Genomic DNA, 23,073 nt, shown 5'->3' with positions numbered 1-23,073 from the left:
GGAAAGAGAACTTATGAAACTGTATTACATGACTGGTGCTTGCCCTCTGGTGACCCGCATTGCATTGGAGTGGATAGGCAAGCCTTTTGAATCCCAGCGCGTCAGCCGCGACGAGCTGCAACAAGAAGAATTCCTGAAACTGAACCCCAACGGCGCCGTGCCGGTTCTGGTAGATGGTGATCTGGTTCTGACCCAAAGCATCGCCATTCTGGAGTACCTGAACGAGAAGAATCCCCAGGCAAATCTGTTGGGCAGCACTATCGAACAACGCTTTGAAGCCCGCCGCTGGCTCGCATTTCTGAATGCTGAAATCCACCGCAACGTGGGTGTGGTGTTCGGTACGCATCGCTATGCTGACCAGGAAGCGACACAAGCCGAAGTCAAAGCCAAGACCGCTGCTTTGCTGACCAAGCAACTGGGCGTGATCGACAAGCACCTGGAAGGCAAAGAAACCCTGTCGGGCTCCTTGTCTGTGGCTGATGCTTACCTGTACGTGGTGCTGCGCTGGGCTGGCCTGATGAAGCTGGACCTGTCTGGCATGAAGAACCTGAACGCTTTCTTTGCTCGTATGGAGCAGAACGAAGGCGTGAAAGCGGCTCTGCGTGGTGAAGGTTTGTTGAAAGATTAAGTGGGATCGCGGCTAGCGATAGACGCTTTCAGAGGATACTGCCAGGATTCGTTCCACTGAAAACTGGGGCAAGCATATTACAAACGAATATGGTTTTTAAGCTTTAGTATGTACTGCTGTTCTTGCCCTTATGACAGCCGAATAAAAAAACCTGAATTTCAGCTTGCGCTGAATTCAGGTTTTTTTTTGAAGCATTTAAATTAAAGCTGGGCTTTAAATCAGTGATGTCTTGACGGCTTGGGGCTGTATGAACTGGCTTGTTAAGCCCCCAAATACGCCTTCCGAATATCCGGATTCGCCAGCAGATTGGCCCCGGTATCCTGCATCACCACTTTCCCGGTTTCCAGCACATAGCCACGGTCTGCGACTTGCAGGGCCTTGTTGGCGTTCTGTTCAACCAGGAACACCGTCACGCCTTCTTCCCGAATCATGCGGATGATGTCGAAAATCTGCGCGATGATCAGCGGGGCCAGGCCCAGTGTGGGTTCGTCCAGCAGCAACAAGGAAGGCTTGCTCATCAGCGCACGGCCAATAGCCAGCATTTGCTGCTCGCCACCCGACATGGTTCCGGCACGCTGCGAAGCACGTTCTTTCAGGCGAGGGAACAGTTTGTAGACGTGCTCCTCCCCTTCTTCGATTTCGCTGCGGTTCAGAAAGAAGCCGCCCATCTTCAGGTTTTCCGAGACGGTCAGGTCTGGAAAGACGCGGCGGCCTTCGGGAGAGATGGCAATGCCTTTACGCATGATGCGATGCGTGTCGGCTTTGGTAATGTCCTCGCCCATAAAGCTGATGCTGCCTGAACTGGCTCGGGGCGAGCCGCACACGGTCATGAGCAAGGTGGTTTTTCCAGCGCCGTTCGCGCCAATCAGGGTGACGATCTCGCCCTGGTTGACGTCCACGCTGACCTGATCGAGCGCCTGAATAGCGCCGTAATGGGTAGAGACGGAGTCCAGCTTCAGCACTTATTCTTCCCCCAGATAGGCTTTGATGACGCGCGGATCATTGCGCACTTCTTCAGGTAGGCCGGTGGCGATGGGTTTGCCATATTCCATCACCAGAATCCGGTCTGATACGCCCATAACCAGGCTCATATCGTGCTCGATCAGCAAGACGGCGACGCCAAATTCACGGCGCAGTTGGTCGATCAGGGCTTGCAGATCGCGTTTCTCTTGGGGATTCAGGCCCGCTGCAGGCTCGTCCAGCATCAGCAAGCGAGGCTGGGTGATCATGCAACGTGCAATTTCCAGGCGGCGCTGGTGGCCGTAGGCCAGGTTACCCGCCTCACGGTTGGCAAGGTCGGTCAGACCCATGAAGTCCAGCCACGTCACGGCGCGTTCTTTGGCTTCCCTTTCGGACTGCTTGTAGCGCGACAGGTTTAGCAGACCGGACAGGAAGCCTGCCTTAAGCTGGCTGTGCTGGGCGACCAGCAGGTTTTCCAGCACGGTCAGTTTCTTGAACAGACGCACGTTCTGGAAGGTACGCACCAGGCCTTTTTGAGCCACTTTGTGGCTGGACAGGCCGTGGATGGGCTGGTCTTCCAGGGTGACGGAACCGGAGGTGGGCTTGTAAAAGCCGCCTACGCAGTTAAATACGGTCGTTTTACCGGCGCCGTTGGGGCCGATGATGGCAAAAACCTCGTCTTTAGCCACTTCGAAGCTGACGGAATCCACCGCCAGCAAGCCACCAAAACGCATCGACAGGTCTGATACTCGCAGTAATGGGCTCATGTACGCAACTCCACATGAGGACGTTGCACAGGCAGCAAGCCCTGTGGACGCCAAACCATCATGGCCACCATGACCAGACCAAAAATCAACATCCGATACTCCGCGAACTCTCGGGCCAATTCAGGAACCACTGTCAGCACAATGGCAGCCAGAATGACGCCGATTTGCGAACCCATACCACCCAGCACCACGATGGCCAGGATCAAGGCGGATTCAATAAAGGTGAAGGACTCCGGGTTAACCAGACCCTGACGGGCGGCGAAGAACGCGCCACCAAAACCGGCAAACATGGCGCCCATGGTAAAGGCGGACAGTTTGATGGAAGTGGGGTTCAGACCCAGCGAACGGCAAGCAATCTCGTCCTCGCGCAGGGCTTCCCAGGCGCGGCCAATGGGCATGCGTACGACGCGGCTAGAGACCAGCAAGGTAATCAGGGCCAAAGCCAGTGCCATCAAGTACAGATACACCACCACGTCCTGGTTGCTGAAGGTCCAGCCCATCAGATCGTGGAAGGTAGTCTGCCCTTCTGGTGCACGGCGTGCCATGGGGAAACCGAATACGGTGGGCTTGGGGATACCGGAAATACCGTCTGGGCCGCCAGTCAGGTCATACATATTGATGAGCAAGAGGCGAATGATTTCACCAAAACCCAAGGTGACGATGGCCAGATAGTCGCCGCGCAAGCGCAGCACAGGGAAACCCAGCAGGAAGCCAAACAAGGCTGCCATACCACCGGCCAGCGGCAAAGCTTCCCAGAAGCCCCAACCTGCGTAGTGATAGAGCAAGGCGTAGGTGTAGGCACCCACGGCATAAAAGCCCACAAAACCTAGGTCCAGCAGGCCTGCAAAGCCCACCACGATGTTCAGCCCCAGGCCCAGCATGATGTAGATCAGCACCAGGGTGGCAATGTCCACCTGGGCACGACCACCGAAAAAGGGCCAGACCACGGCACAAGCGATCACGATATACAGCAGGATCTTCTTGTGTTGCATGCTCAGTTTAGGCAGTGTCCAACGGCTTTCTCGTACCTTGGTGCGATTGACGTTAGGACGAATGAGCTGCACCACAAAGACCAGTGCCATACCGATCAGAATGATTTGCCAATCGCTTTCCAGATGGGTGTTCATCCCGGCGCGCACGATCTGCAGGCCAAAGACGGGGGCCACAATAATGCCTGCCAAGACAGCGGCGATAAATGCATTGCTAAAGCGGTTCATCATCAGACTTTCTCCACCTCGGGTTTACCTAGCAGGCCCGTTGGGCGGAACAGCAAGATAAAGACCAACAGTAAAAAGGCCACGATGTCCTTGTACTGCGACGAAATAAAGGCAGCAGCAAAGGTTTCTGCCAGACCCAGCAGCACGCCGCCCAGCATGGCGCCGGGGATGCTGCCAATACCGCCAAGTACCGCTGCAGTAAAGGCCTTGATACCGGCGATAAAGCCGATGAAAGGATTCAGTTTGCCAATGGCGGTGGCAATCAGCACACCACCCACCGCCGCCAGCATGGCGCCGATGACAAAGGTGAAGGAGATGATTTTATTGGTGTCGATACCCAGCAGGTTAGCCATGCGCAAGTCTTGTGAACAAGCACGCGAGGCTCGGCCCAGGCGGGAGTATTTGATATAGAGGCTGAGCATGATCATCAGCGCCACGGTCACGACAATGATCATGACGCGTGAGTAAGGCGCTGTGATGGTGAAACCATCCGAACCCAGGGTGAACTGGAAGGAACCCGACAGCAGCGTGGGCACGGCCATATCGCGTGCACCTTGGCCCAGGGCCACCCAGTTTTGCAAGAAAATGGACATACCAATGGCCGAGATCAGCGGGACCAGCCGTGGGCTGCCTCGCAGCGGCGCATAGGCGACTTTTTCAATCGCATAGCCGTAGACGGCGGTTACCAGGATGGCAACCAGCAACATGATAAGAATGATCAGCCAGATGGGCAGACCCGAGCCTACGCCAATCGCAGTCAGGGTAACCAGCCCGACATAGGCGCCGATCATGTAGATCTCGCCGTGGGCAAAGTTAATCATTCCGATAATGCCATAGACCATTGTGTAGCCGATGGCGATCAGTGCATAAATAGCGCCCAAGGATAATCCATTGAACAGCTGCTGCACGATCTGAGGGAGTAAATCAGACATGCTTGTTTTTTTCCGTTGAGTCCGTCGTTTTGTTTTGAGGCTTTGTGGGCATCCAAAAGCAATGCCCCCGTTCTTCGTAAAGAGCGGGGGCATGTAAACCTGTCTTATTTCTCAATAAGATCAAAGTTACCTTCTTTATCCCACTTGAAAACGGCAAATTCGAAATGCTTCAAATCACCCTTGGCGTCGTATTCTACCTTGCCAATGGCGGTATTGAACGCATTAGCGTGCATGTAGTCGGCTCCCTTGGTCGAATCTTCGCCTACCGCGTTGATCGTATCGGCAATAATCTGCACGGCTGCGTAGGCAGGGAACGTGAAGGCCCCGTTAGGATTGCGCTTGTATTTGGTGAAGTTTTCCATCACCTCTTTGTTGGCTGGCATCTTGGTAAAGTCGGTTGGCAACGTCACCAGCAAACCTTCCACTGCCGGACCGGCAATCGCGACCAGATCCCGGTTGGCGACCCCTTCCGGACCCATGAAGGTGTTTTTCATGCCTTGTTCACGCGCCTGGCGCAGCAGCAGACCCAGCTCAGCGTGGTAACCACCAAAGTAGATCAGGTCGGGGTTGACGCCTTTGAGCTTGGTGATGACGGCAGAGTAATCGCTGTCACCGACGTTAATGCCCTCGTACATGACAATATTCATGTCCTTTTTCTTCAGGGCATCACGTACCTGGGTGGCCACGCCCGAGCCGTATGTCTGCTTGTCGTGCAGGACGGCAATTGTCTTGGGCTTCAGGACGTCCGCAATGTAATCGGCAGCAAAGGGGCCTTGCTGGTCGTCACGACCAATGGTGCGGAAAAAGTAATGGGGCTTGATGGTGTCGGTAACCAGGGGCGAAGTAGCACCGGGAGTAATCGCCACAATGCCTTCTTGCTCGTAAATGTTCACGGCGGGGACGGTTGTGCCCGAGCACGCGTGAGCCACAGCGAACTTGGCACCGGAGTTGACCACGCGGTTGGCAGCAGGAACGGCCTGCTTGGGCTCGCATGCATCGTCAATCAACACGGCTTCCAGCTTTTTGCCTTTGACACCCCCTGCGGCGTTGATCGCGTCAATTGCGGTCAGGGCACCGGCCTGAATCTGGTCACCGTATTGGGTGGACGGGCCAGTCATGGGTTGAGGAATACCAATTTTGATGGTGTCTGCCGCATAGGCAGTCGTGCCCATGGCCAGTACAGTGGCCAAAGCGGTAAGAGCGGGGGTAAAGCGTCGAGTAAAGGTCATAGCGGCTGTCTCCCGAGGCCGGTGTCTACCGGCATTGCTTTTTAGAAAGTGCTTATTCTGGAGCCTGGCTGTGCATGCTTCTGCACCAGGGGAACCCATTTTGGGGGAGCCGCCTAAAACTTGTCACTTCGTATAAGCCCTAGCGCCCTGGAAATTCATTTTTAAAATAATGACGCTTTGTTAACAGCATGTTTCCAAAACCCGCCCGAATACTAAAAGCCTGATGGGTAAAAGAAAAGAGGGGCACCACTTGAGTGCCCCTCTACCCTGCTTCTTTATTGCGCTAGATCAATTCTGACAAGGTGACCGGGAGTCATTCGGGTATCAGGAAAACTCTTTAGCCAGTTCACCGGCCCGCACTTTGGCCGCATTCACCGCTTTTTGAACCAGCGGTGTAAATCCACCTTCATTAAAGGTGTTCAGAGCGGCCGCGGTGGTGCCGCCTTTGGAGGTGACACGTTCACGCAGAACGGAAGGCTCTTCAGGCGAAAGCGTGGCCAGTTGGGTGGCACCGTGCAGCGTGGCCAGAGAAAGCTGACGGGCTTGTTCGGGCGACAAACCTTGCTCGATACCGGCTTTGATCAAGGCTTCGATGAACAAAAAGACGTAAGCTGGACCGCTGCCAGATACGGCGGTGACGGCATCAATGGCGGCATCGTTCTCGACCCACACGACTTCACCCACGGACTTCAACAATTGCTGCGCAATGGCTTTATCGCTTTCATCCACTTGCTCCAGGGCCATCAGGCCGGTAATGCCACAGCCAATAAAGGCCGGGGTATTGGGCATGCAGCGGATCACGCGCTGGTAGGGTTTACCGGGCTCGCCCAGCCATTCGGCCAGAGCCGTAGCGGGAATACCGGCTGCCACGCTGATCACCAGGGTGTCTTCCTGCAGGTAAGGTTTGCAGGCCAGGACGGTTTCTTTCATGACCTGGGGTTTGACGGCAAAGACCCAGATGCGCTGTTTGGACAGGGCCGGGCCGGGTTCACTAGCTGTATGCACGCCTTGCTGGGCCCACGATTCCAGAGCGGGCGGGTAGATATCAATAGCCAAAACGTCCGAACCGCCGCAGCGTTTACCAATTAAACCGGCGGCCAATGCACTGGCCATATTGCCCGCGCCAATAAACGCCAGCTTAAAAGAGGTATCGTGTGGATTCATCATCGCTCCCATTAAAAATCTGTCCTCTGACACGTTTCGTTAGCGTTTGAGGGTAATTAATCATTGCTTATATGACTGTGCCTTGGATACATTCACAAGAGTGTCATAAACAAGTCATAAGCTTGAGTTTTAAAACCTGCTACACCTTAGCGGCATCTTTTATCAGGAGAAAGCCCCGATGCGAACAAAACTATTTGCCCTGTCTCTGGCCGGTCTGATTGCTTCCATAGGCACTGCACAAGCAGCAACGGAAATTCAGTTCTGGCACTCGATGGAAGGAGCCTTGGGTGAGCGAGTTAATGCACTAGTCAAAGACTTTAACGCATCTCAGTCGGACTACCAGGTTAAAGCTTCGTATAAAGGCAACTACGGTGAATCCATGAATGCGGGTGTGGCCGCATTCCGCGCCGGTAACGCCCCGGATATTTTGCAGGTGTTTGAGGTTGGCACGGCTACCATGATGGCTGCCAAGGGCGCGATTCAGCCCGTGCAGGAAATGTCGGAAAAAGCCGGTAAACCGCTTAACCCCAATGATTTCCTGGGTGCAGTGGCAGGCTACTACTCCTCCAACGAGGGCAAGCTGATTTCCATGCCGTTCAACAGCTCCACACCGGTGCTGTACTACAACAAGGACGCTTTCAAAAAAGCCGGTCTGGATGCGGAGAAACCACCCAAGACCTGGCAGGAACTGCACGAAGCGGCCAAAAAACTGCGTGAGTCCGGTCAGGAGTGTGGCTATACCTCTTCCTGGCCATCGTGGATTCTGCTGGAGAACTTCGCCGCCTGGCACAACATTCCCTTTGCCAGCGAAAACAACGGTTTTGGCGGCCCCAGCGCCCGCCTGCAACTGGATAACCCCCTGTTCCTGAAGCACATGACCTTCCTGGCTGACATGTCCAAGGACGGCTCCTTCTCCTACGGTGGTCGTGGTGACACCCCCAATGCCCTGTTTACCAGCGGCAAGTGCGGTATGTTTACCGGTTCCAGCGGTAACCGCGCCAACATCATCAAAACCGGTGAATTCGAATTCGGCACCAGCAGCCTGCCCTACTACAGCGATGTACAAGGCGCGCCTCAGAACTCCATTATTGGTGGCGCTTCCCTGTGGGTCTTTGCCAAGAAATCGGATGATGTCTATAAAGGCGTGACCGAGTTCTTCCACTTCATCTCCAGCCCCGAGCAAGCTGCCGCCTGGCACCAGGACACCGGCTATGTGCCTGTAACCAAAGCGGGCTTCGAGAAAACCAAAGAGTCGGACTTCTACGCCAAGAACGTCGGGGCTGACGTTGCGGTGAAACAGTTGGATGCCAGCACGACCGAGAACTCGCGTGGTATTCGTCTGGGCTCCCTGCCTCAGATTCGTGATATTGAAGACGGTGTGATGGAACAGATCTTTGCGGGCAAAGTAACGCCGGAAGAAGGTTTGAAAGCCATGCAAAGTCGTGGTAATGAACTGCTGGAGCGCTTTGAAAAGAGCGTGAAGTAAGCCCGTCCCGCCTGGGGCGGGTGGTTTACAATCGAGCGTATGAGCGCAGCTTATGATGGCGTACTGTCTTGGCGTAAAGCCAGCAAACTGTCACCATGTAGCCCAAGCCGCTCATACGCTTTTCGTTTCACTTGAAGTCTGCCCACCCTGATGGTGGCGCTCCTTTCCCAACGCGCGCAAACCTATGGAAAAACGTGTCGTCTTTCGTCATAAGACACTGCCCTATCTGCTACTTGCTCCGCAGCTAGCCATTACCCTGATCTTCTTTTTTCTGCCTGCCGGACAAGCACTATGGCAGGCTTTTCATTTGGAAGATCCTTTTGGCCTGTCTTCGCAGTTTGTTGGCCTGGATAATTTTGCCGAGCTATTCAGTAGTGCGGAATACATGGCCTCGTTCAAGACGACGGCGGTGTTTTCGGCGGCCGTGTCGGTGTTGGGCTTGGTTGTTGCTCTGGTCCTGGCCGTGATGGCAAATCGAGTGATACGAGGCGCGCTGTTGTATCGCAGCTTGCTGATCTGGCCTTATGCCGTGGCCACTGCGGTAGCCGGGGTGCTGTGGTTGTTCCTGTTTTCTCCCTCGGTGGGGATTGTGGCCGTGTTTCTGCTGGAGCACGGTATTCAGTGGAACCCGCGCTTGAATGGCAATGACGCCATGCTGCTGGTGGTGATTGCTTCGGTATGGAAGCAGATTTCCTACAATTTCCTGTTTTTCCTGGCAGGCCTGCAAGCCATCCCCCGCTCCCTGATTGAAGCGGCGGCCATGGATGGTGCCGGTCCCATGCGCCGTTTCTGGGGCATTGTGTTTCCTTTGCTGGCCCCGACGACTTTCTTCCTGCTGGTCGTGAACATTATTTATGCCTTCTTTGACACCTTCGCCATTATTGACGTGGTCAGTCAGGGCGGGCCCGGCGAAGCCACCTCGATTCTGGTTTACCGTGTCTACAACACGGGTTTCCGTGGCCTGGATATTGGCTCTTCAGCCGCTCAGTCTGTGGTACTGATGGCGGTGGTTGTGGCACTGACGGTGATTCAGTTCCGCTACATTGATCGCAAAGTGACGTATAGCTGATGCGCAGCAAGGAACACAGTCATGGTTGAACGACGCCCTATTCTTGATTTTTTCACGCATCTGACCCTGATTCTGGGTGTGATCGTGATTGCCCTGCCCCTGTACATCACCTTTGTGGCCTCCACCCAAACCAGCGCGGAGGTGGCCCGTGCCCCCATGTCGCTACTGCCGGGCTCGCATATGGTGGAGAACTACATTACTGCCTTGCAGGGCACCGCGACGAACTCCCCGCCGGTAGGACGCATGTTGCTGGTCAGCATGGTGATGGCGCTGGGTATTGCGGTGGGCAAGATCATTATTTCCATGCTCTCGGCCTTTGCCGTGGTGTATTTCCGCTTCCCGTTTCGCATGCTGTTTTTCTGGATGATTTTCATCACCCTGATGCTGCCGGTGGAAGTGCGCATTATGCCCACGTACAAGGTCGTGGCGGACCTGCAGTTGCTTGACAGCTATGGCGGCCTGATCCTGCCCTTGATCGCCTCTGCAACCGCTACCTTCCTGTTCCGTCAGTTCTTTCTGACGGTGCCCGATGAGCTGATCGAGGCCGCCCGTATTGACGGCGCTGGCCCGATGCGATTTTTTAAAGATGTGCTGCTGCCTTTGTCCAAAACCAGCATTGCGGCCTTGTTTGTGATTCAGTTCATCTACGGCTGGAATCAGTATTTGTGGCCTTTAATCATTACTACCCAAGAGGATATGTACCCGATTGTGGTGGGTATCCGGCGCATGATCTCTGGTGGCGACAGTGTGACCGAGTGGAACGTGGTGATGGCGACAGCCTTGCTGGCCATGATCCCGCCTGCCCTGGTGGTGATGCTGATGCAAAAGTGGTTCGTCAAAGGTCTCATCGACTCCGAAAAGTAATTCTCTACAGGCTTTATTGAATGGCTAGCTTACGATTTGAAGGCGTCAAGAAAACCTACCCGAATGGGACGGTCGTTATTCACGGCATTGATGTGGACGTGAACGATGGCGAGTTCGTGGTCATTGTGGGCCCGTCTGGCTGCGGGAAATCCACCTTGATGCGTATGGTGGCGGGCCTGGAATCCGTCACGGAAGGCCAGGTGCTGATTGATGGCAAGGTCGTCAATGATCTGGAACCGGCCGAGCGCGATATTGCCATGGTGTTCCAGAACTATGCGCTCTACCCCCATATGTCGGTCTTTGACAATATGGCGTATGGCTTGAAGATCCGTAAGTTCTCCAAGGACGAGATCAAGCAGAGAGTGAATGCGGCCGCAGCCATTCTGGAGTTGGGCGCTTTGCTGGAACGTCGCCCTGGTCAGCTATCGGGCGGGCAGCGCCAACGGGTTGCAATGGGCCGTGCCATTGTGCGTGAGCCCAAGGTGTTCCTGTTTGATGAACCCTTGTCCAATCTGGATGCCAAGCTACGGGTGCAGATGCGCCTGGAGATTCAAAAGCTGCATCGCCGCTTGAAGACGACCAGCTTGTACGTAACCCACGATCAGATCGAAGCCATGACCCTGGCCGAGCGCATGATTGTGATGAATCAGGGCATGCCTGAACAGATTGGTACCCCTGCCGAGGTGTTCGAGAAGCCTGCTTCCGTCTTTGTAGCCACGTTCATCGGTTCACCGCCCATGAACCTGCTGCCAGTACAGGTGGACGAGCAAGGTCAGATCATGCAGGACAACGGTCAACCCGTGCAGTTTGGCCCGGAAATGGTGCCTGCTGCCGTGCGTGGTCGTAAGGTGTTTTTGGGCATACGGCCCGAGCATATCCAGCTACATGTACCCGGGGTCACAACCCAGGTGGAAATGGTGGAAATTCTGGGCTCCGAGCAGCTTTTGCATTTGGGCTGTGGGGATTACCGCATTATTGTGCGCTGCCCTATTGAGCAAACACGCCAATACCCGATTCAATTGGGTGAGGCTATTCAGATTGGTTACATGCCTCCCCATCCTTTGCATTGGTTTGATCGCGATACGGGCTTGCGTATCGACGCCTAGGTCCGTGGCTGCTCAAACAGCCGCACAATAAAAAACCGACCCGCGAAGGTCGGTTTTTTTACGAGCAAGAATCAGAGATTACTTGCCGTAGACGGTTTTAGTACCGTCAGCGTGCCAGCTAAAGACGTCAAATTTGAAGTCGTTCAGGTCGCCCTGCTTGTTCCAGCTAATTTGGCCGATTGGCGTTTTCACGCTGTTAGCGTGCAGGTAGTCGGCGACTTTAACGGGATCATCAGCGCCAGCGCCCTTGATGCCTTCAGCAATTGCAATGGTAGCGGCGTAGGCAGACAGTTGGAACGCGCCGCTTGGGTCACGCTTCTTGTCCTGGAAGGCTTTGACGATGGCCTGGTTGTCTGGGTCTTGCGAGAAGTCCGCAGGCAAGGTCAGCAACATGCCTTCAACGGCTTTGCCAGCAATCGCGTTAATGTCGGGGTTACCCACGCCTTCTGGGCCCATGAAGTGGACTTTCACGCCCTGCTCTGCGGCTTGACGCAGCAACAGGCCCATTTCTGGGTGGTAACCACCAAAGTATACGAAGTCCACACCGGTGGATTTCAGCTTGGTGATGACGGCGGAGTAATCGCTATCGCCTGCGTTAATGCCTTCAAACAGGGCCACTTCGGTACCGGCTTTTTGCAGTTCGGAGCGAACCGAAGCGGCAATGCCTTGACCGTAGGATTGTTTGTCGTGCAACACGGCTACTTTCTTGGGCTTGATCTGCTCCAGAATGAACTTGGCAGCCGCTGGGCCCTGCTGATCGTCGCGACCGATGGTGCGCAGGATCATTTCGTAGCCTTTGCCGTCGGTAACAGCAGGTGCTGTTGCCGAGGGGGTGACCATCAACACGCCTTCGTTGTTGTAGATATCAGTGGCAGCGATGGTTGCGCCCGAACAAACGTGACCGACAACATAATGAATCTTGTCATTCACGATACGGTTGGCAGCGACGGGGCCTTGCTTGGGTTCGCAGGCATCGTCCACAGTGACCAGTTCGAGCTGTTTGCCCAGAACGCCACCGGCAGCATTGATCTGTTCGATTGCTGTATCGACGCCTTGTTTGACCATGTCACCGTACTGGGTAACCGAGCCTGTGAAAGGACCGGCCAGTGCGATACGGATGTTGTCAGCGTGAGCAGCACCGGACAAGAGCAGACCCGTTGCCAGGCTCATGGCCGCTGCAACAGGAGTGAAACGAATTTTCATAGAAAACACCTCCGTGAATATGCAGGAAAGCATACACCGATAACAGGGCTTTATGCCTGCCTTGCGCCCCAATTCAGGGTTTTCTATAGGAGGAATAGGAAAGGCCACCGTTTGGTGGCCTTTTTTTATCGCTATTTGAGGGCGATAAGAACGGAATTACTGCAGCAGGCTACGCAGCATCCATGCATTTTTCTCGTGCACGTCCAGACGCTGGGTCAGCAGGTCAGCCGTAGGCTGGTCGTCTGCCGAGTCAGCACGATCAAACGCAGCGCGTGCGGTACGGGCCAGGGCTTCATTGCCTTTGACCAGCAGTTCGATCATGGTGGTGGCGTTTGGAACGGACGCAGGCTGCGAGATGGACGACAGCTTCTGGAATTCGGCGTAAGTGCCGGGTGCGTAGTGACCCAAAGCACGGATACGCTCGGCGATGTCATCCAGGGCTTGCCACAGTTCGGTGTACTGCGTCATGAACAGCTCATGCAGTGTCTTGAACATGGGGCCCGTGACGTTCCAGTGGAAGTTGTGCGTCATCAGGTACACGGTGTAGGAGTCGGCCAGTACCTTGGACAGCTCTTTCACCACAGCGGCACGGTCTGCCGTTGAAATACCGATATCGATCTTCAGTGCGCTGCTGGCGGCGCTGGCAGGAGCAGCGGGTTTGGCAGCGGCAACGGGCTTGGTCGCGGCAGGCTTGCGGGCAGCGGCTGGTTTGGCAGCAGGCTTCGCAGCGGGTTTAGCGGCTGCTTTAGCTGCGGTTGCAGGCTTTTTGGCAACGGCCTTTTTAGCGGTCACTTTTTTGGCGGGGGCCTTGGCGGCTGCCGGTTTTGGTTCAGCCTTTACATCGGCTGCAACTGCGACCTTGGTATCAGTGTTCGGGGCTTCTTCGGCCTTGCTGACCTTGGCGGTTTTACTCACTGCTTTCACGGCTTTTGCCATAGTGGACTCCTGTTAAACAGAGGGCTAAATAGGTACTGAAGCAGAATAACACGCAGTAGGTATGCGACTTACGCTAGTTCAGGATACGGGAAATTGCTGTTGTATTCGACTTTTAAGTAATTGACCCCAGCCAACCCACTTTCCATGATCCCACGAGTCAAGGCATCAATGGCCGAGGTACGTGGAAAACTTTTGCGCCAGACCAAGGCAATGCGACGATCTGGAATGGGTTTTTTGAAGGGGACATAGGCCAGCAGATCATTGGCCTGGCCAGGGGCAGTCAGCGAGCTGGCGGGCAGTACGGTCAGGCCGATGCCGGTCGCCACCATATGTCGGATGGTTTCCAGTGAAGAGCCTTCAAAGGTGCGCTGTATGCCTTCGCTGGAGGCCGAAAAGCGCGACAGTTCCGGGCAGACATCCAGCACCTGATCACGGAAGCAATGGCCTGCTCCCAGCAGCAACATGGTCTGGTCCTTGAGCTGTTCAGGATCAATTTCCTTGCGCTTGGCCCAGGCATGTTCATGGGGCATGGCCACCACAAAAGGTTCGTCGTAAAGCTCGCGGATGACTAGGCCAGTTTCGGGTAAAGGCAGGGCCACAATGGCGCAATCAATCTCACCTTGGCGCAGCAATTCGAGCAGGCGCACGGTAAAGTTTTCTTGCAATAAAAGTGGCATTTGCGGGGTCAGCTCGATCTGCTTGGGAACCAGTTTGGGTAGCAGGTACGGTGCAACCGTGTAAATAATGCCGACGCGCAAGGGTCCAGCCAAAGGATCGTGACCCTGGCGGGCGATTTCGCGCAAGTTGGCACCCTCTTCCAGCACTTTTTGCGCCTGGGTGACAATTCGCAGTCCAATCGGAGTAATAGCCACTTCGGGCCCGCCACGCTCGAAGATGACCACGCCTAATTCGTCTTCCAGTTTCTTGATAGCCACTGACAGTGTCGGTTGGCTAACAAAGCAGGCTTCCGCGGCACGTCCAAAATGACGTTCGCGTGCCACGGCAACGATGTACTTCAGCTCGGTCAATGTCATGACAATTCCTTGTGCAAAACAGCATTAAGACCTTGGGTCAACTACGGAGTAATTCTTCCCGGCCCTTCATCCAGCGCTGTAAATGGTGGTGAACGTGGTCTGGATAATCACGGCGAAAGGTGCTGGCCAATGTCTGGGCCTGCTCGATCAGATCTTCATCGGACTCCAGGCTGGCAAAACGCAAACCTGCCTGCCCGGATTGGCGCATGCCCATGAATTCACCCGGACCACGTTGTTCCAGATCGCGGCGGGCAATTTCAAAACCATCGGTGGTTTCATACATGGCGCGCAAACGTAGCCGGGCGATGGCTGACAGCGGTGCCTGATAAAGCAGCACACAGACAGACTGAATCTGTCCTCGCCCTACCCGGCCACGCAACTGGTGAAGCTGGGCCAGACCAAAGCGCTCGGCATGTTCAATAATCATTAGAGAGGCATTGGGGACGTCCACGCCGACCTCAATCACAGTCGTGGCGACCAGGACATCCAGATTGCCGGATCGGAACGCTTCCATGACTTCCGCTTTTTCTGCGGAGGCCAGACGGCCGTGGATCAGCCCAACGCGTAGCGGTGCCAAAGCCAGCTCCAGCGCAGCGTGGGTATCGACGGCGGTCTGCAATTGCAAGGCCTCGCTTTCTTCGACCAAGGGGCAGACCCAGTAGGCCTGGCGACCTTGAGCGACTTCGGCTCGAACGCGCGCCATGATTTCATCCCGGCGATTATCAGCAGCCAGTTTGGTAATGATGGGACTGCGGCCCGGCGGCAGTTCGTCAATAGCGGAGACATCCAGATCCGCAAAGAAAGCCATGGCCAAGGTACGAGGGATAGGCGTCGCACTCATATTGAGTTGATGCGGCAAGTAGGCTTGGCCTTTCTTGTCTTGCGCATCGCCTTTGCGGTTCAGTTCCAGACGCTGCCCCACGCCAAAGCGATGTTGCTCGTCCAGAATGACCAGCCCCAGTTGCTGGAACTGCACATTGTCCTGAATCAGGGCCTGCGTGCCGATTGCCAGTCTTGCCTGCCCGGAGCTGATGGCTTCGTAAGCCAGGCGCTTGGCTTTCACGCCCAGACTGCCACTTAACCAGGCTAACTCTACGCCCAAGGGCTCCAGCCAGGCACGCATTTTCAGATAGTGCTGCTCGGCCAGAATTTCAGTGGGAGCCATCAGGGCGACCTGAAAACCGCTGGCAATGGCTTGCACAGCCGCAATGGCGGACACAATGGTTTTGCCGCTACCCACATCACCCTGCAACAGTCGGTGCATGGGATAGGAGCGCTTCATATCCGCGCTGATTTCCTTAACACAGCGTTTTTGAGCCGCTGTCAGCTTGAAAGGCAAAGAGGCCAGCAAAGCTTTGGCCAAGTCGCTATTGCCCACTTTCATGGGCTTGGAGCGTTGTGCCTGACGGGCGGCACGCGCTTGTGCCAGAGACAGCTGCTGAGCCAGCAGCTCGTCAAACTTGATACGGCTCCAGGCTGGATGACCGTGCTCGAACAGGTCGTCGTAGCTTAATTCGGGTGGTGGGTAATGCAGCAGCCGAATGGCTTCGGAAAACGGCATCAGGCCGTAGTCGGTACGTACGGCTTCAGGCAAGGTGTCGCGCAGATCCGCATTATTGAGCGCATCGGCAATGGCCTTGCGTAGCTGTACCTGGCTCAAGCCATCGGTAGTGGGATAGACCGGGGTCAGCGCACGGGCCAGAGGCTGGCCAGCTTTGGTGATTTTGGGATGCACCATTTCCAGGCCATGAAAGCCCTGGCGCACTTCTCCCCGCACACGCAAGGGCAGATCGCCTTGCAGTTGTTTCAGTTGGCTGGGGTAGAAATGCAGCCAGCGCAAGGCCAGCTCGCCGCTTTCATCGGCAATACGTGCGTGTAGCTGCGCGCGGGGACGAGCCTGGACATCCGTACTAAGGATTCGGCCTTCAATTTGCGCCATCTTGCCTGGGTAAAGATGGGCAATGGGCTCGACCTGCGTCTCGTCCTCGTAGCGCAAAGGAAGATGGACCACGAAATCAGCAGGCTCTCGTAAACCGAGCTTTTCAAATTTCTGATCCAGACTGACGGCCTTGCGTGGCGCAGCCCGTTTGGCCTGAGGCGCAGGCCGACCTGCGGTCATGGCTATACGTCTTTAGAAATTGAGGATGGCCTCGACCTCGAACTGAGCGCCTTTGGGCAAGCTGGCCACACCAATGGTGGAGCGTGCTGGGAAAGGCTGAGGAATCAGTTCGGCCATGATGGCATTGGCGCTGGCAAAGCGGGACAGATCTGTCAAAAACAAGGTCAGTTTGACGATGTCGCTGAGATTGGCGCCAGCTTCTTTGACCACAGCTTCCAGGTTGGCAAATGCCTGACGTACCTGACCTTCAAAGTTTTCAGATACCAGTTCGCCAGTGGCAGGCTCCAGACCGATTTGGCCAGACAGAAATACTGTCTTGCCGCCCGAAGCGATGATGGCCTGAGAGTATGGGCCTACGGCAGCCGGAGCGGCATCGGTGAAGACAACTTGCTTAGTCATAAGAAACCTCTGATGAGTGTTGTACTATCAGAGTTTAAGCGCCTATAGCTAAAATTAACAGATCTTGGCGTGATTATTTTTCCACGAAGGCGCGTTCAATCACGTAGTCACCGGGTTGGCCCACACCGGGGGAAACCTCGAAACCGCGCTTGTCCAGCATGGCGCTGATATCAGTCAGCATGGCGGGGCTACCGCACAGCATGGCGCGATCCTGAGCCGGGTCCAGTTGGGGAATGCCCAAATCCGCGCAGAGTTTGCCCGAATCGATCAGGTCCGTAATGCGGCCGGTGTTGCGGAATTCTTCGCGGGTAACGGTAGGGTAATACAGCAGCTTCTCGCGCACGATTTCCCCAAAGTACTCGTTCTGCGGCAGTTCGTTCTGGATGAAGTCCGAGTACGCCAGCTCGCTGACAAAACGCACACCGTGAACCAGCACCACTTTTTCAAAGCGCTCGTAGGTATCGGGGTCTTTGATGATGCTCATGAAAGGGGCCAGACCGGTGCCAGTGCCAAACAGGAACAGGTTGCGACCAGCGCGCAGGTCGTCAATGACCAGGGTGCCCACTGGCTTGCGGCTGACCAGAATGGTGTCGCCCTCTTTCAGGTGCTGCAGGCGTGAGGTCAAGGGACCGTCCTGCACCTTGATGCTGAGAAATTCCAGATTCTCTTCGTAGTTGGCGCTGGCGATACTGTAAGCACGCATCAGCGGCTTGCCATCGACTTCCAGACCGATCATTACAAAGTGCCCATTATGAAAACGGAGGGCGGCGTCGCGTGTGGTGGTAAAGGAGAACAGTGTGTCGTTCCAGTGGTGGACGCTAAGCACTTGTTCGGTATTGAAAGCTGCCATGGTAATTGTCGTCTCGTGGGGCAAAAGTGCCCGAATCAGTAAGCAAATATTTGACCATTGTACCGAGTTCCCCAGGTAAATCTATGCTCATTCAGCAATACGATTTGATCGCAATCAGGACTTACCATTAAGTTTTGGAAGCCTTGATTTTCCTGGTCTGGCAAGGTTGATGGCCTGTTTTCGGATGAATGCATGGCTGGGCGCCGAAATAGCTCTTGCCTAGTTTCTGCATACGTTTGATAATCATTCACGTTTTCCGGATTATTCGCTATTTTGCCCGTTTTTGGAGTGTTGATAATGCGTTTTACTCTTCGTAGCCGTGCCCTGACCCAAGCCTTGCTTCTGTCCGCGATGGGCACGATGTCGATGGCCGCTTTCGCCGCAGGCGAAGTCAACCTCTACACCACACGCGAACCCGGTTTGATCACTCCCCTGCTGGAAACCTTCAGCAAGGACACGGGCGTGAAGGTCAATACCGTTTTTGTCAAAGACGGTTTGATCGAGCGTGTGAAAACCGAAGGCGACAAGTCCCCTGCCGACATCCTGATGACGGTGGATATTGGCAATCTGCTGGATCTGGTGGAAGCCGGTATTACGCAGCCGGTTAATTCCGCCGAGCTGGACAGCGCCATCCCCGCCAATCTGCGCGGTGAAGACAAACAGTGGTACTCCCTGTCCCTGCGTGATCGCGTGGCGTATGTGGCCAAGGATGTGGATGTGAAAAGCATTCACTACGAAGATTTCGCCGATCCTAAATGGAAAGGCAAGGTGTGCATTCGCTCTGGCCAGCACCCTTACAACACGGCTCTGGTCGCCGCCATGATTGCGCATAACGGTGCCGAGGCAACCGAGCAGTGGCTGCGTGGTGTGAAAGACAATCTGGGTCGCAAGGCTGCTGGAGGTGACCGTGACGTCGCCCGCGACATTCTGGGTGGCATTTGTGATGTCGGTATCGCCAACGCCTACTACGTGGGTCGCATGAAAAATGCCGAACCCGGTAGCGACTCCTACAAATGGGGTGAAGCGATCAATGTGGTGCGCCCGACTTTTGCCGATACCAAAGGCGGTGGCACACACGTGAACATCTCCGGTGCTGCTGTGGCCAAGCATGCTCCTAATAAAGACAATGCCGTCAAACTGCTGGAGTACCTGGTTTCCGAGAAAGCCCAGAGCCTGTACGCCAAGGCCAATTACGAATACCCGGTACGCGCAGGCGTTGAGCTGGATCCGGTTGTTGCCAGCTTCGGCCCCATGACAATTGATCCTTTGCCACTGACTGAAATCGCCAAACATCGCAAGCAAGCCAGCGAGTTGGTAGATAAAGTTGGCTTCGACAACTAAAATCGCCCTACTCTCTTTTTCTACGACCGTCAGCTTTGAGAAATCAGAGCGGCGGTCGTCGCGCATTTAAGCGCCTGTAATACCTAGCCTTTCATAATGCCCTTTTTTCGCCGTCTGCCCCTTTGGTTCCTGGCTGCTGCTGTGATTGCCCTTGTGGTGGCAGCGCCTGTGATTACCCTGCTGACCCACGCTTTAGGCGGCTCAACCGAGCACTGGTCGCATCTGTTTCAGTTTGTGCTGCCCCAAGCCATGAGCAATACCTTGTGGCTGCTCCTGGGCGTTGGTGTGGTGGTCAGTTGTTTAGGGGTGGGTTCGGCCTGGCTGATTACGGCCTATGAGTTTCCGGGTCGGCGTATCTTGCAATGGGCCTTGCTCCTGCCCTTGGCCGTGCCCACGTATATCGTGGCCTTTGCATATCTGGATTTGCTGCATCCGATTGGCCCAATTCAATCCGCAATCCGCTATGTCTTAGGCTATAACAGCCCGCGCGAATTTCGCTTGCCTGATCTGCGTTCCTTAGGTGGCGCCATCTTTTTGTTGGGCTCGGTGCTCTATCCCTACGTTTACCTCAGCACACGCGCCATGTTTGCCACGCAATCGGCCAGTTTGCTTGAAGCGGCACGCATTATGGGTGAGTCGGGGCGCAGCGTATTTTTTCGGGTTGTTTTGCCTATGGCCCGCCCCGCCATTGCGGTGGGCGTCAGCCTGGCCTTGCTGGAAACGTTGAACGACATTGGCGCTTCCGAATTCTTGGGTGTGCAGACCTTAACGGTGTCTATTTACACTACCTGGGTGACGCGATCTGACCTGGCCGGAGCAGCGCAGATTGCGGTATCCATGCTCTGTCTGGTGGCTGCACTAATTAGCATTGAGCGCTATGGTCGCCGTCGTCAGTCTTATTCCAGCAATCAACGCTCAGAACCGATACGTCCGACCAAATTGAAAGGCTCAGCCGCCTGTATTGCCATTGCCTTGGGTGTCGCTCCCGTTCTGGTGGGTTTTGTGGCTCCATCGCTGTACTTGTTGAATGAAACTATCAAGCATTTAACGCAGACGGGTGGCGTGTCCGCGCAATTATTGAGCAGCGCCTGGAACACCTTGTATATCGCCGCTTTGGCAACGCTTGCCACCCTGTCCTGTGGTCTGGTAGTGGCCTGGGCCGCACGCGCTGTGCGTTCGGGACGCAAGCCCCGTTTGGCTCGTTTCCTGGCCGGTGTCAGCAGCTTGGGCTATGCCATTCCGGGTACGGTATTGGCCATTGGTCTGCTCACCCCTTTGGTCATGTTTGACTCCTTCTACAATCAGTTCCTGTCCTGGTTCGGTATTACCTCCACCGGTCTGTTCTTGATGGGTTCGACTCTGGCTTTGGTGCTGGCCTATACCCTGCGCTTTTTGGCGATTTCAATCGGCGGTATCGAAGCGGGTCTGGCGCGCATCCCCTCCTCGCTGGAGCAGGCGTCCCGCCTTTTAGGTGAAACACCTGCCGGTACCTTGAAGCGAGTGCACTTGCCCTTGCTGCGGCCTGCCATGGGTGCGGCTGCTTTATTGATTTTTGTGGATGCCATGAAGGAGCTGCCTGCTACCTTGCTGCTGCGCCCGATGAACTTCGAGACGCTGGCAACCTGGTTGTATGCAGAGGCCGCTCGCGGAACGTATGAGGAAGGCGCTGTTGCCGCCTTGGCCATCGTTCTGGCCGGTTTGATTCCCGTTATTTTATTGGCACGTACTCAATTGATGGCCTCTGGCCCACGCGCATCATGAACAATTTTCTGGATTTGCAGGCAATTACCCTGTCCTACGAAACGTCCGAAGGTTTTCGGCCTGTAGTCGATCAGCTCAACTTGCAGTTGCCCCAAGGGGAAATTGGTTGTTTGCTGGGCGCATCGGGCTGTGGCAAAACGACGGTCTTGCGGGCGATTGCGGGTTTTGAGCCTTTGCGTGAAGGGCAGATTCTGTTGAATGGCTGCGTGTTGTCTGCCGTATCGCAGCAAGTGCCGCCTGAGCATCGCCAAGTAGGCATGATGTTTCAGGACTATGCCCTCTTTCCCCATTTAACCGTAGAGAAAAACGTAGGTTTTGGCCTGCGCAAGTGGGATAAAGGCGAGCGGCAAGCACGCGTCCTGGAAATGCTGGAGCTGGTGGATCTGGCTCGTTTAGCGCAGCGTTATCCGCACGAGCTCTCCGGCGGTCAGCAGCAACGCGTGGCCTTGGCACGGGCTTTGGCGCCCAAACCCTCTTTGTTGCTGCTGGACGAGCCCTTTTCCAATCTGGACGTGGATACCCGTGAACGTCTCGCCTTTGAAGTGCGCGATATTCTGAAAAGCGCCGGTATGACTGCGATTTTGGTGACACATAACCAGGCCGAGGCTTTTGCCATTGCAGACCGTATCGGCGTGATGCAGGCTGGCAAGATTATCCAATGGGATACGCCCTATAGCCTGCACCACCGCCCTGTGAATGATTTTGTAGCGGACTTTGTCCGTCGTGAAGCCATTATGGCGCAGCGGGCTCAGGCCTTCTTGCGTGGTGAGCCTGTCGGGCAGTAAATACAGCACCCATTGTTCATTAGTCCTGGCATGAGTTTTTTGGAGTTTTACCCGAGAGCACAGTCTCTGCGAAACGAAATGCCGTGTCTGACGACGCAGACATGACACCATCGTGATTCGCCTGTTCGTAAATCTGATAATCCACCTGAGCCTTGGCAGAACACAAACTTGCTACCATTTTTCCTGTGGTTTTTGGCGTGACTGATGTTTCGTCCTGTGCGCCTTGAGCGATCATGACAGGTACTTTTAGTTTCCTGCTTGAGGGGTCTTGTGCTGCTAGAAAGTCGGCGACTTTTGCGTACTCTGCGCCTGACTTTAAATAGCCCCCTGGCTGCAAGTGCGGAAAGCTCATCAACATGGGATCACCAAGGCAGGCCACACTACGCATGGCTTCAAGTTCTGGTTTCATTTCATCAGATACTAATAAATCCAGATTAATGGAGGTATCGGTCGCTTGTGCCCCAAGCAGAATCGCTGCCAGGAACTGCTGTGTAAATTGCCCAATTGGCTTGCCGTTTTTCACATCTTCAAGAAGAGTCAGTACGCCTGGGCCTACGGGGGCAAGGGCGATGGCCCCTTTCAGGGGATACTGATGGTTTTGAGACGCGGTCCAAAGTGCAGCACCTCCACCTAGGCTATGGCCAATAGCAAGCCAGTTCTCGCTCAGATCATTTGTTATTTGGTGAGCTGCTGACACGATATAAGCCATGCTATCGGCATTACTCACAGCGTTTAATTCCAGGCGCGGACCGTCGGACCCCCACCCTGCATAATCTGTTCGAACGACGGCGTAGCCCTGTTTAACCCATTCATTCAAATAGTCAACAGCATAGTTTGATACCATCGATGGAGCGCATTGAGGTGCGTTTCCCGTTGTTCCATCCCCCCAACTGATGACAGGGTAGCCTCCCTTTGGCGGAGGGGATGAAGGCAGCGAGACTTGTCCATAAACGACTGTATTTCCACCTTTTGGGGATGGAACAAGGTAGGAAATGAAGTAATTCTTGCCAGCGGCGGGGAGTGTATTGCGTGTACTCTCACGAATGGTGATGAGCTTCCCTGGGGCATTTTCGGTGCTAACAGCCGCTTTGGAACCGTAAAAAGAGCCTGCGACAATGCTTAAAGAACATAAAAATACCAGGGAAGTCATTTGTAGGCCGAGCTTCTTCATTAAGCTTTTATTGCTATTTATATTGCCGATCATTGCATCTCTCCAAATGTTG

The 23,073-nt window shown here is 54.9% G+C and carries 21 protein-coding genes; 8 read left to right on the top strand and 13 right to left on the bottom strand.

From position 1 onward, the window contains the following. Nucleotides 1–13: 13 nt before the first annotated feature. A complete protein-coding gene (locus OSH09_RS03690; protein ID WP_266120194.1) occupies nucleotides 14–628 on the top strand; it encodes a glutathione S-transferase family protein in 615 nt (204 codons plus the stop codon). A 260-nt stretch (nucleotides 629–888) separates the two neighbouring features. Here OSH09_RS03690 and OSH09_RS03685 read toward each other — a convergent pair whose 3' ends face one another. From OSH09_RS03685 to proC, 6 genes are all read right to left on the bottom strand, one after another. Then, nucleotides 889–1,590 (bottom strand): ABC transporter ATP-binding protein, encoded by a 702-nt coding sequence (locus tag OSH09_RS03685; protein WP_207874814.1) that lies wholly within the window; start codon nucleotides 1,588–1,590, stop codon nucleotides 889–891. Then, complete coding sequence (gene livG / locus OSH09_RS03680) at nucleotides 1,591–2,355, bottom strand: high-affinity branched-chain amino acid ABC transporter ATP-binding protein LivG (RefSeq protein ID WP_222668058.1); 765 nt, start codon at nucleotides 2,353–2,355, stop codon at nucleotides 1,591–1,593. After that, nucleotides 2,352–3,575: a high-affinity branched-chain amino acid ABC transporter permease LivM gene (locus OSH09_RS03675; RefSeq protein WP_207874812.1), complete on the bottom strand. Its 1,224-nt coding sequence runs from the start codon at nucleotides 3,573–3,575 to the stop codon at nucleotides 2,352–2,354. Before OSH09_RS03675 ends, livG begins: the two co-directional genes overlap by 4 nt. After that, entirely contained in the window at nucleotides 3,575–4,504 is a 930-nt protein-coding gene (livH, locus tag OSH09_RS03670; RefSeq protein WP_266120193.1) for a high-affinity branched-chain amino acid ABC transporter permease LivH, read from the bottom strand. Before livH ends, OSH09_RS03675 begins: the two co-directional genes overlap by 1 nt. Before the next feature lie 104 nt (nucleotides 4,505–4,608). Further along, complete coding sequence (locus tag OSH09_RS03665) at nucleotides 4,609–5,733, bottom strand: high-affinity branched-chain amino acid ABC transporter substrate-binding protein (RefSeq protein ID WP_207874810.1); 1,125 nt, start codon at nucleotides 5,731–5,733, stop codon at nucleotides 4,609–4,611. A 324-nt stretch (nucleotides 5,734–6,057) separates the two neighbouring features. Then, complete coding sequence (gene proC, locus OSH09_RS03660; RefSeq protein WP_266120192.1) at nucleotides 6,058–6,897, bottom strand: pyrroline-5-carboxylate reductase; 840 nt, start codon at nucleotides 6,895–6,897, stop codon at nucleotides 6,058–6,060. A gap of 178 nt (nucleotides 6,898–7,075) precedes the next feature. Here proC and ugpB point away from each other — a divergent pair, with 178 nt between their 5' ends. The 4 genes from ugpB to OSH09_RS03640 all read left to right on the top strand — a co-directional run bounded on the left by ugpB (nucleotide 7,076) and on the right by OSH09_RS03640 (nucleotide 11,422). Beyond that, nucleotides 7,076–8,383 carry a sn-glycerol-3-phosphate ABC transporter substrate-binding protein UgpB gene (gene ugpB / locus OSH09_RS03655; RefSeq protein ID WP_207874808.1) on the top strand — a complete coding sequence of 436 codons (1,308 nt, stop codon included), beginning with the start codon at nucleotides 7,076–7,078 and terminating at the stop codon, nucleotides 8,381–8,383. A gap of 184 nt (nucleotides 8,384–8,567) precedes the next feature. After that, nucleotides 8,568–9,452, top strand: a complete 885-nt coding sequence (ugpA, locus tag OSH09_RS03650; RefSeq protein WP_207874807.1) for a sn-glycerol-3-phosphate ABC transporter permease UgpA — start codon at nucleotides 8,568–8,570, stop codon at nucleotides 9,450–9,452. A gap of 21 nt (nucleotides 9,453–9,473) precedes the next feature. After that, on the top strand, nucleotides 9,474–10,316 hold the full coding sequence (ugpE, locus tag OSH09_RS03645; protein ID WP_207874806.1) for a sn-glycerol-3-phosphate ABC transporter permease UgpE: 843 nt from the start codon (nucleotides 9,474–9,476) through the stop codon (nucleotides 10,314–10,316). A 20-nt stretch (nucleotides 10,317–10,336) separates the two neighbouring features. Further along, entirely contained in the window at nucleotides 10,337–11,422 is a 1,086-nt protein-coding gene (locus OSH09_RS03640) for a sn-glycerol-3-phosphate import ATP-binding protein UgpC (RefSeq protein WP_207874805.1), read from the top strand. Nucleotides 11,423–11,500: 78 nt separating this feature from the next. Here the strand turns inward: OSH09_RS03640 and OSH09_RS03635 are convergent, their stop codons facing one another. The 6 genes from OSH09_RS03635 to OSH09_RS03610 all read right to left on the bottom strand — a co-directional run bounded on the left by OSH09_RS03635 (nucleotide 11,501) and on the right by OSH09_RS03610 (nucleotide 17,963). Further along, nucleotides 11,501–12,625 (bottom strand): branched-chain amino acid ABC transporter substrate-binding protein, encoded by a 1,125-nt coding sequence (locus OSH09_RS03635; RefSeq protein WP_207874804.1) that lies wholly within the window; start codon nucleotides 12,623–12,625, stop codon nucleotides 11,501–11,503. A gap of 156 nt (nucleotides 12,626–12,781) precedes the next feature. Beyond that, nucleotides 12,782–13,249: a Dps family protein gene (locus tag OSH09_RS03630; protein WP_266120535.1), complete on the bottom strand. Its 468-nt coding sequence runs from the start codon at nucleotides 13,247–13,249 to the stop codon at nucleotides 12,782–12,784. Between the two features lie 380 nt (nucleotides 13,250–13,629). Beyond that, nucleotides 13,630–14,595 carry a LysR substrate-binding domain-containing protein gene (locus OSH09_RS03625; protein ID WP_207874803.1) on the bottom strand — a complete coding sequence of 322 codons (966 nt, stop codon included), beginning with the start codon at nucleotides 14,593–14,595 and terminating at the stop codon, nucleotides 13,630–13,632. Between the two features lie 37 nt (nucleotides 14,596–14,632). Then, nucleotides 14,633–16,714 carry an ATP-dependent DNA helicase RecG gene (gene recG, locus OSH09_RS03620; RefSeq protein WP_266120191.1) on the bottom strand — a complete coding sequence of 694 codons (2,082 nt, stop codon included), beginning with the start codon at nucleotides 16,712–16,714 and terminating at the stop codon, nucleotides 14,633–14,635. Nucleotides 16,715–16,726: 12 nt separating this feature from the next. Then, complete coding sequence (locus OSH09_RS03615; RefSeq protein WP_026482586.1) at nucleotides 16,727–17,113, bottom strand: Rid family detoxifying hydrolase; 387 nt, start codon at nucleotides 17,111–17,113, stop codon at nucleotides 16,727–16,729. A gap of 73 nt (nucleotides 17,114–17,186) precedes the next feature. Beyond that, nucleotides 17,187–17,963 carry a ferredoxin--NADP reductase gene (locus tag OSH09_RS03610; protein ID WP_123049313.1) on the bottom strand — a complete coding sequence of 259 codons (777 nt, stop codon included), beginning with the start codon at nucleotides 17,961–17,963 and terminating at the stop codon, nucleotides 17,187–17,189. 297 nt (nucleotides 17,964–18,260) lie between these two features. Here OSH09_RS03610 and OSH09_RS03605 point away from each other — a divergent pair, with 297 nt between their 5' ends. The 3 genes from OSH09_RS03605 to OSH09_RS03595 all read left to right on the top strand — a co-directional run bounded on the left by OSH09_RS03605 (nucleotide 18,261) and on the right by OSH09_RS03595 (nucleotide 21,850). Continuing rightward, a complete protein-coding gene (locus OSH09_RS03605; RefSeq protein ID WP_207874800.1) occupies nucleotides 18,261–19,304 on the top strand; it encodes a Fe(3+) ABC transporter substrate-binding protein in 1,044 nt (347 codons plus the stop codon). 96 nt (nucleotides 19,305–19,400) lie between these two features. Then, nucleotides 19,401–21,065, top strand: a complete 1,665-nt coding sequence (locus tag OSH09_RS03600; RefSeq protein ID WP_266120190.1) for an ABC transporter permease — start codon at nucleotides 19,401–19,403, stop codon at nucleotides 21,063–21,065. After that, nucleotides 21,062–21,850, top strand: coding sequence for an ABC transporter ATP-binding protein (locus tag OSH09_RS03595; protein ID WP_266120189.1), 789 nt, complete (start codon nucleotides 21,062–21,064; stop codon nucleotides 21,848–21,850). Before OSH09_RS03600 ends, OSH09_RS03595 begins: the two co-directional genes overlap by 4 nt. Nucleotides 21,851–21,869: 19 nt before the next feature. Here OSH09_RS03595 and OSH09_RS03590 read toward each other — a convergent pair whose 3' ends face one another. Further along, nucleotides 21,870–23,054 carry an alpha/beta hydrolase family protein gene (locus OSH09_RS03590; protein WP_266120188.1) on the bottom strand — a complete coding sequence of 395 codons (1,185 nt, stop codon included), beginning with the start codon at nucleotides 23,052–23,054 and terminating at the stop codon, nucleotides 21,870–21,872. Nucleotides 23,055–23,073 lie beyond the last annotated feature (19 nt).

This window comes from Alcaligenes parafaecalis, assembly GCF_026344135.1.
Classification (GTDB): Bacteria; Pseudomonadota; Gammaproteobacteria; order Burkholderiales; family Burkholderiaceae_B; genus Alcaligenes; species Alcaligenes parafaecalis.
The sequence above is the reverse complement of the archived record's forward strand: the minus strand, read 5'-3'. Positions and strand labels throughout refer to the sequence as shown.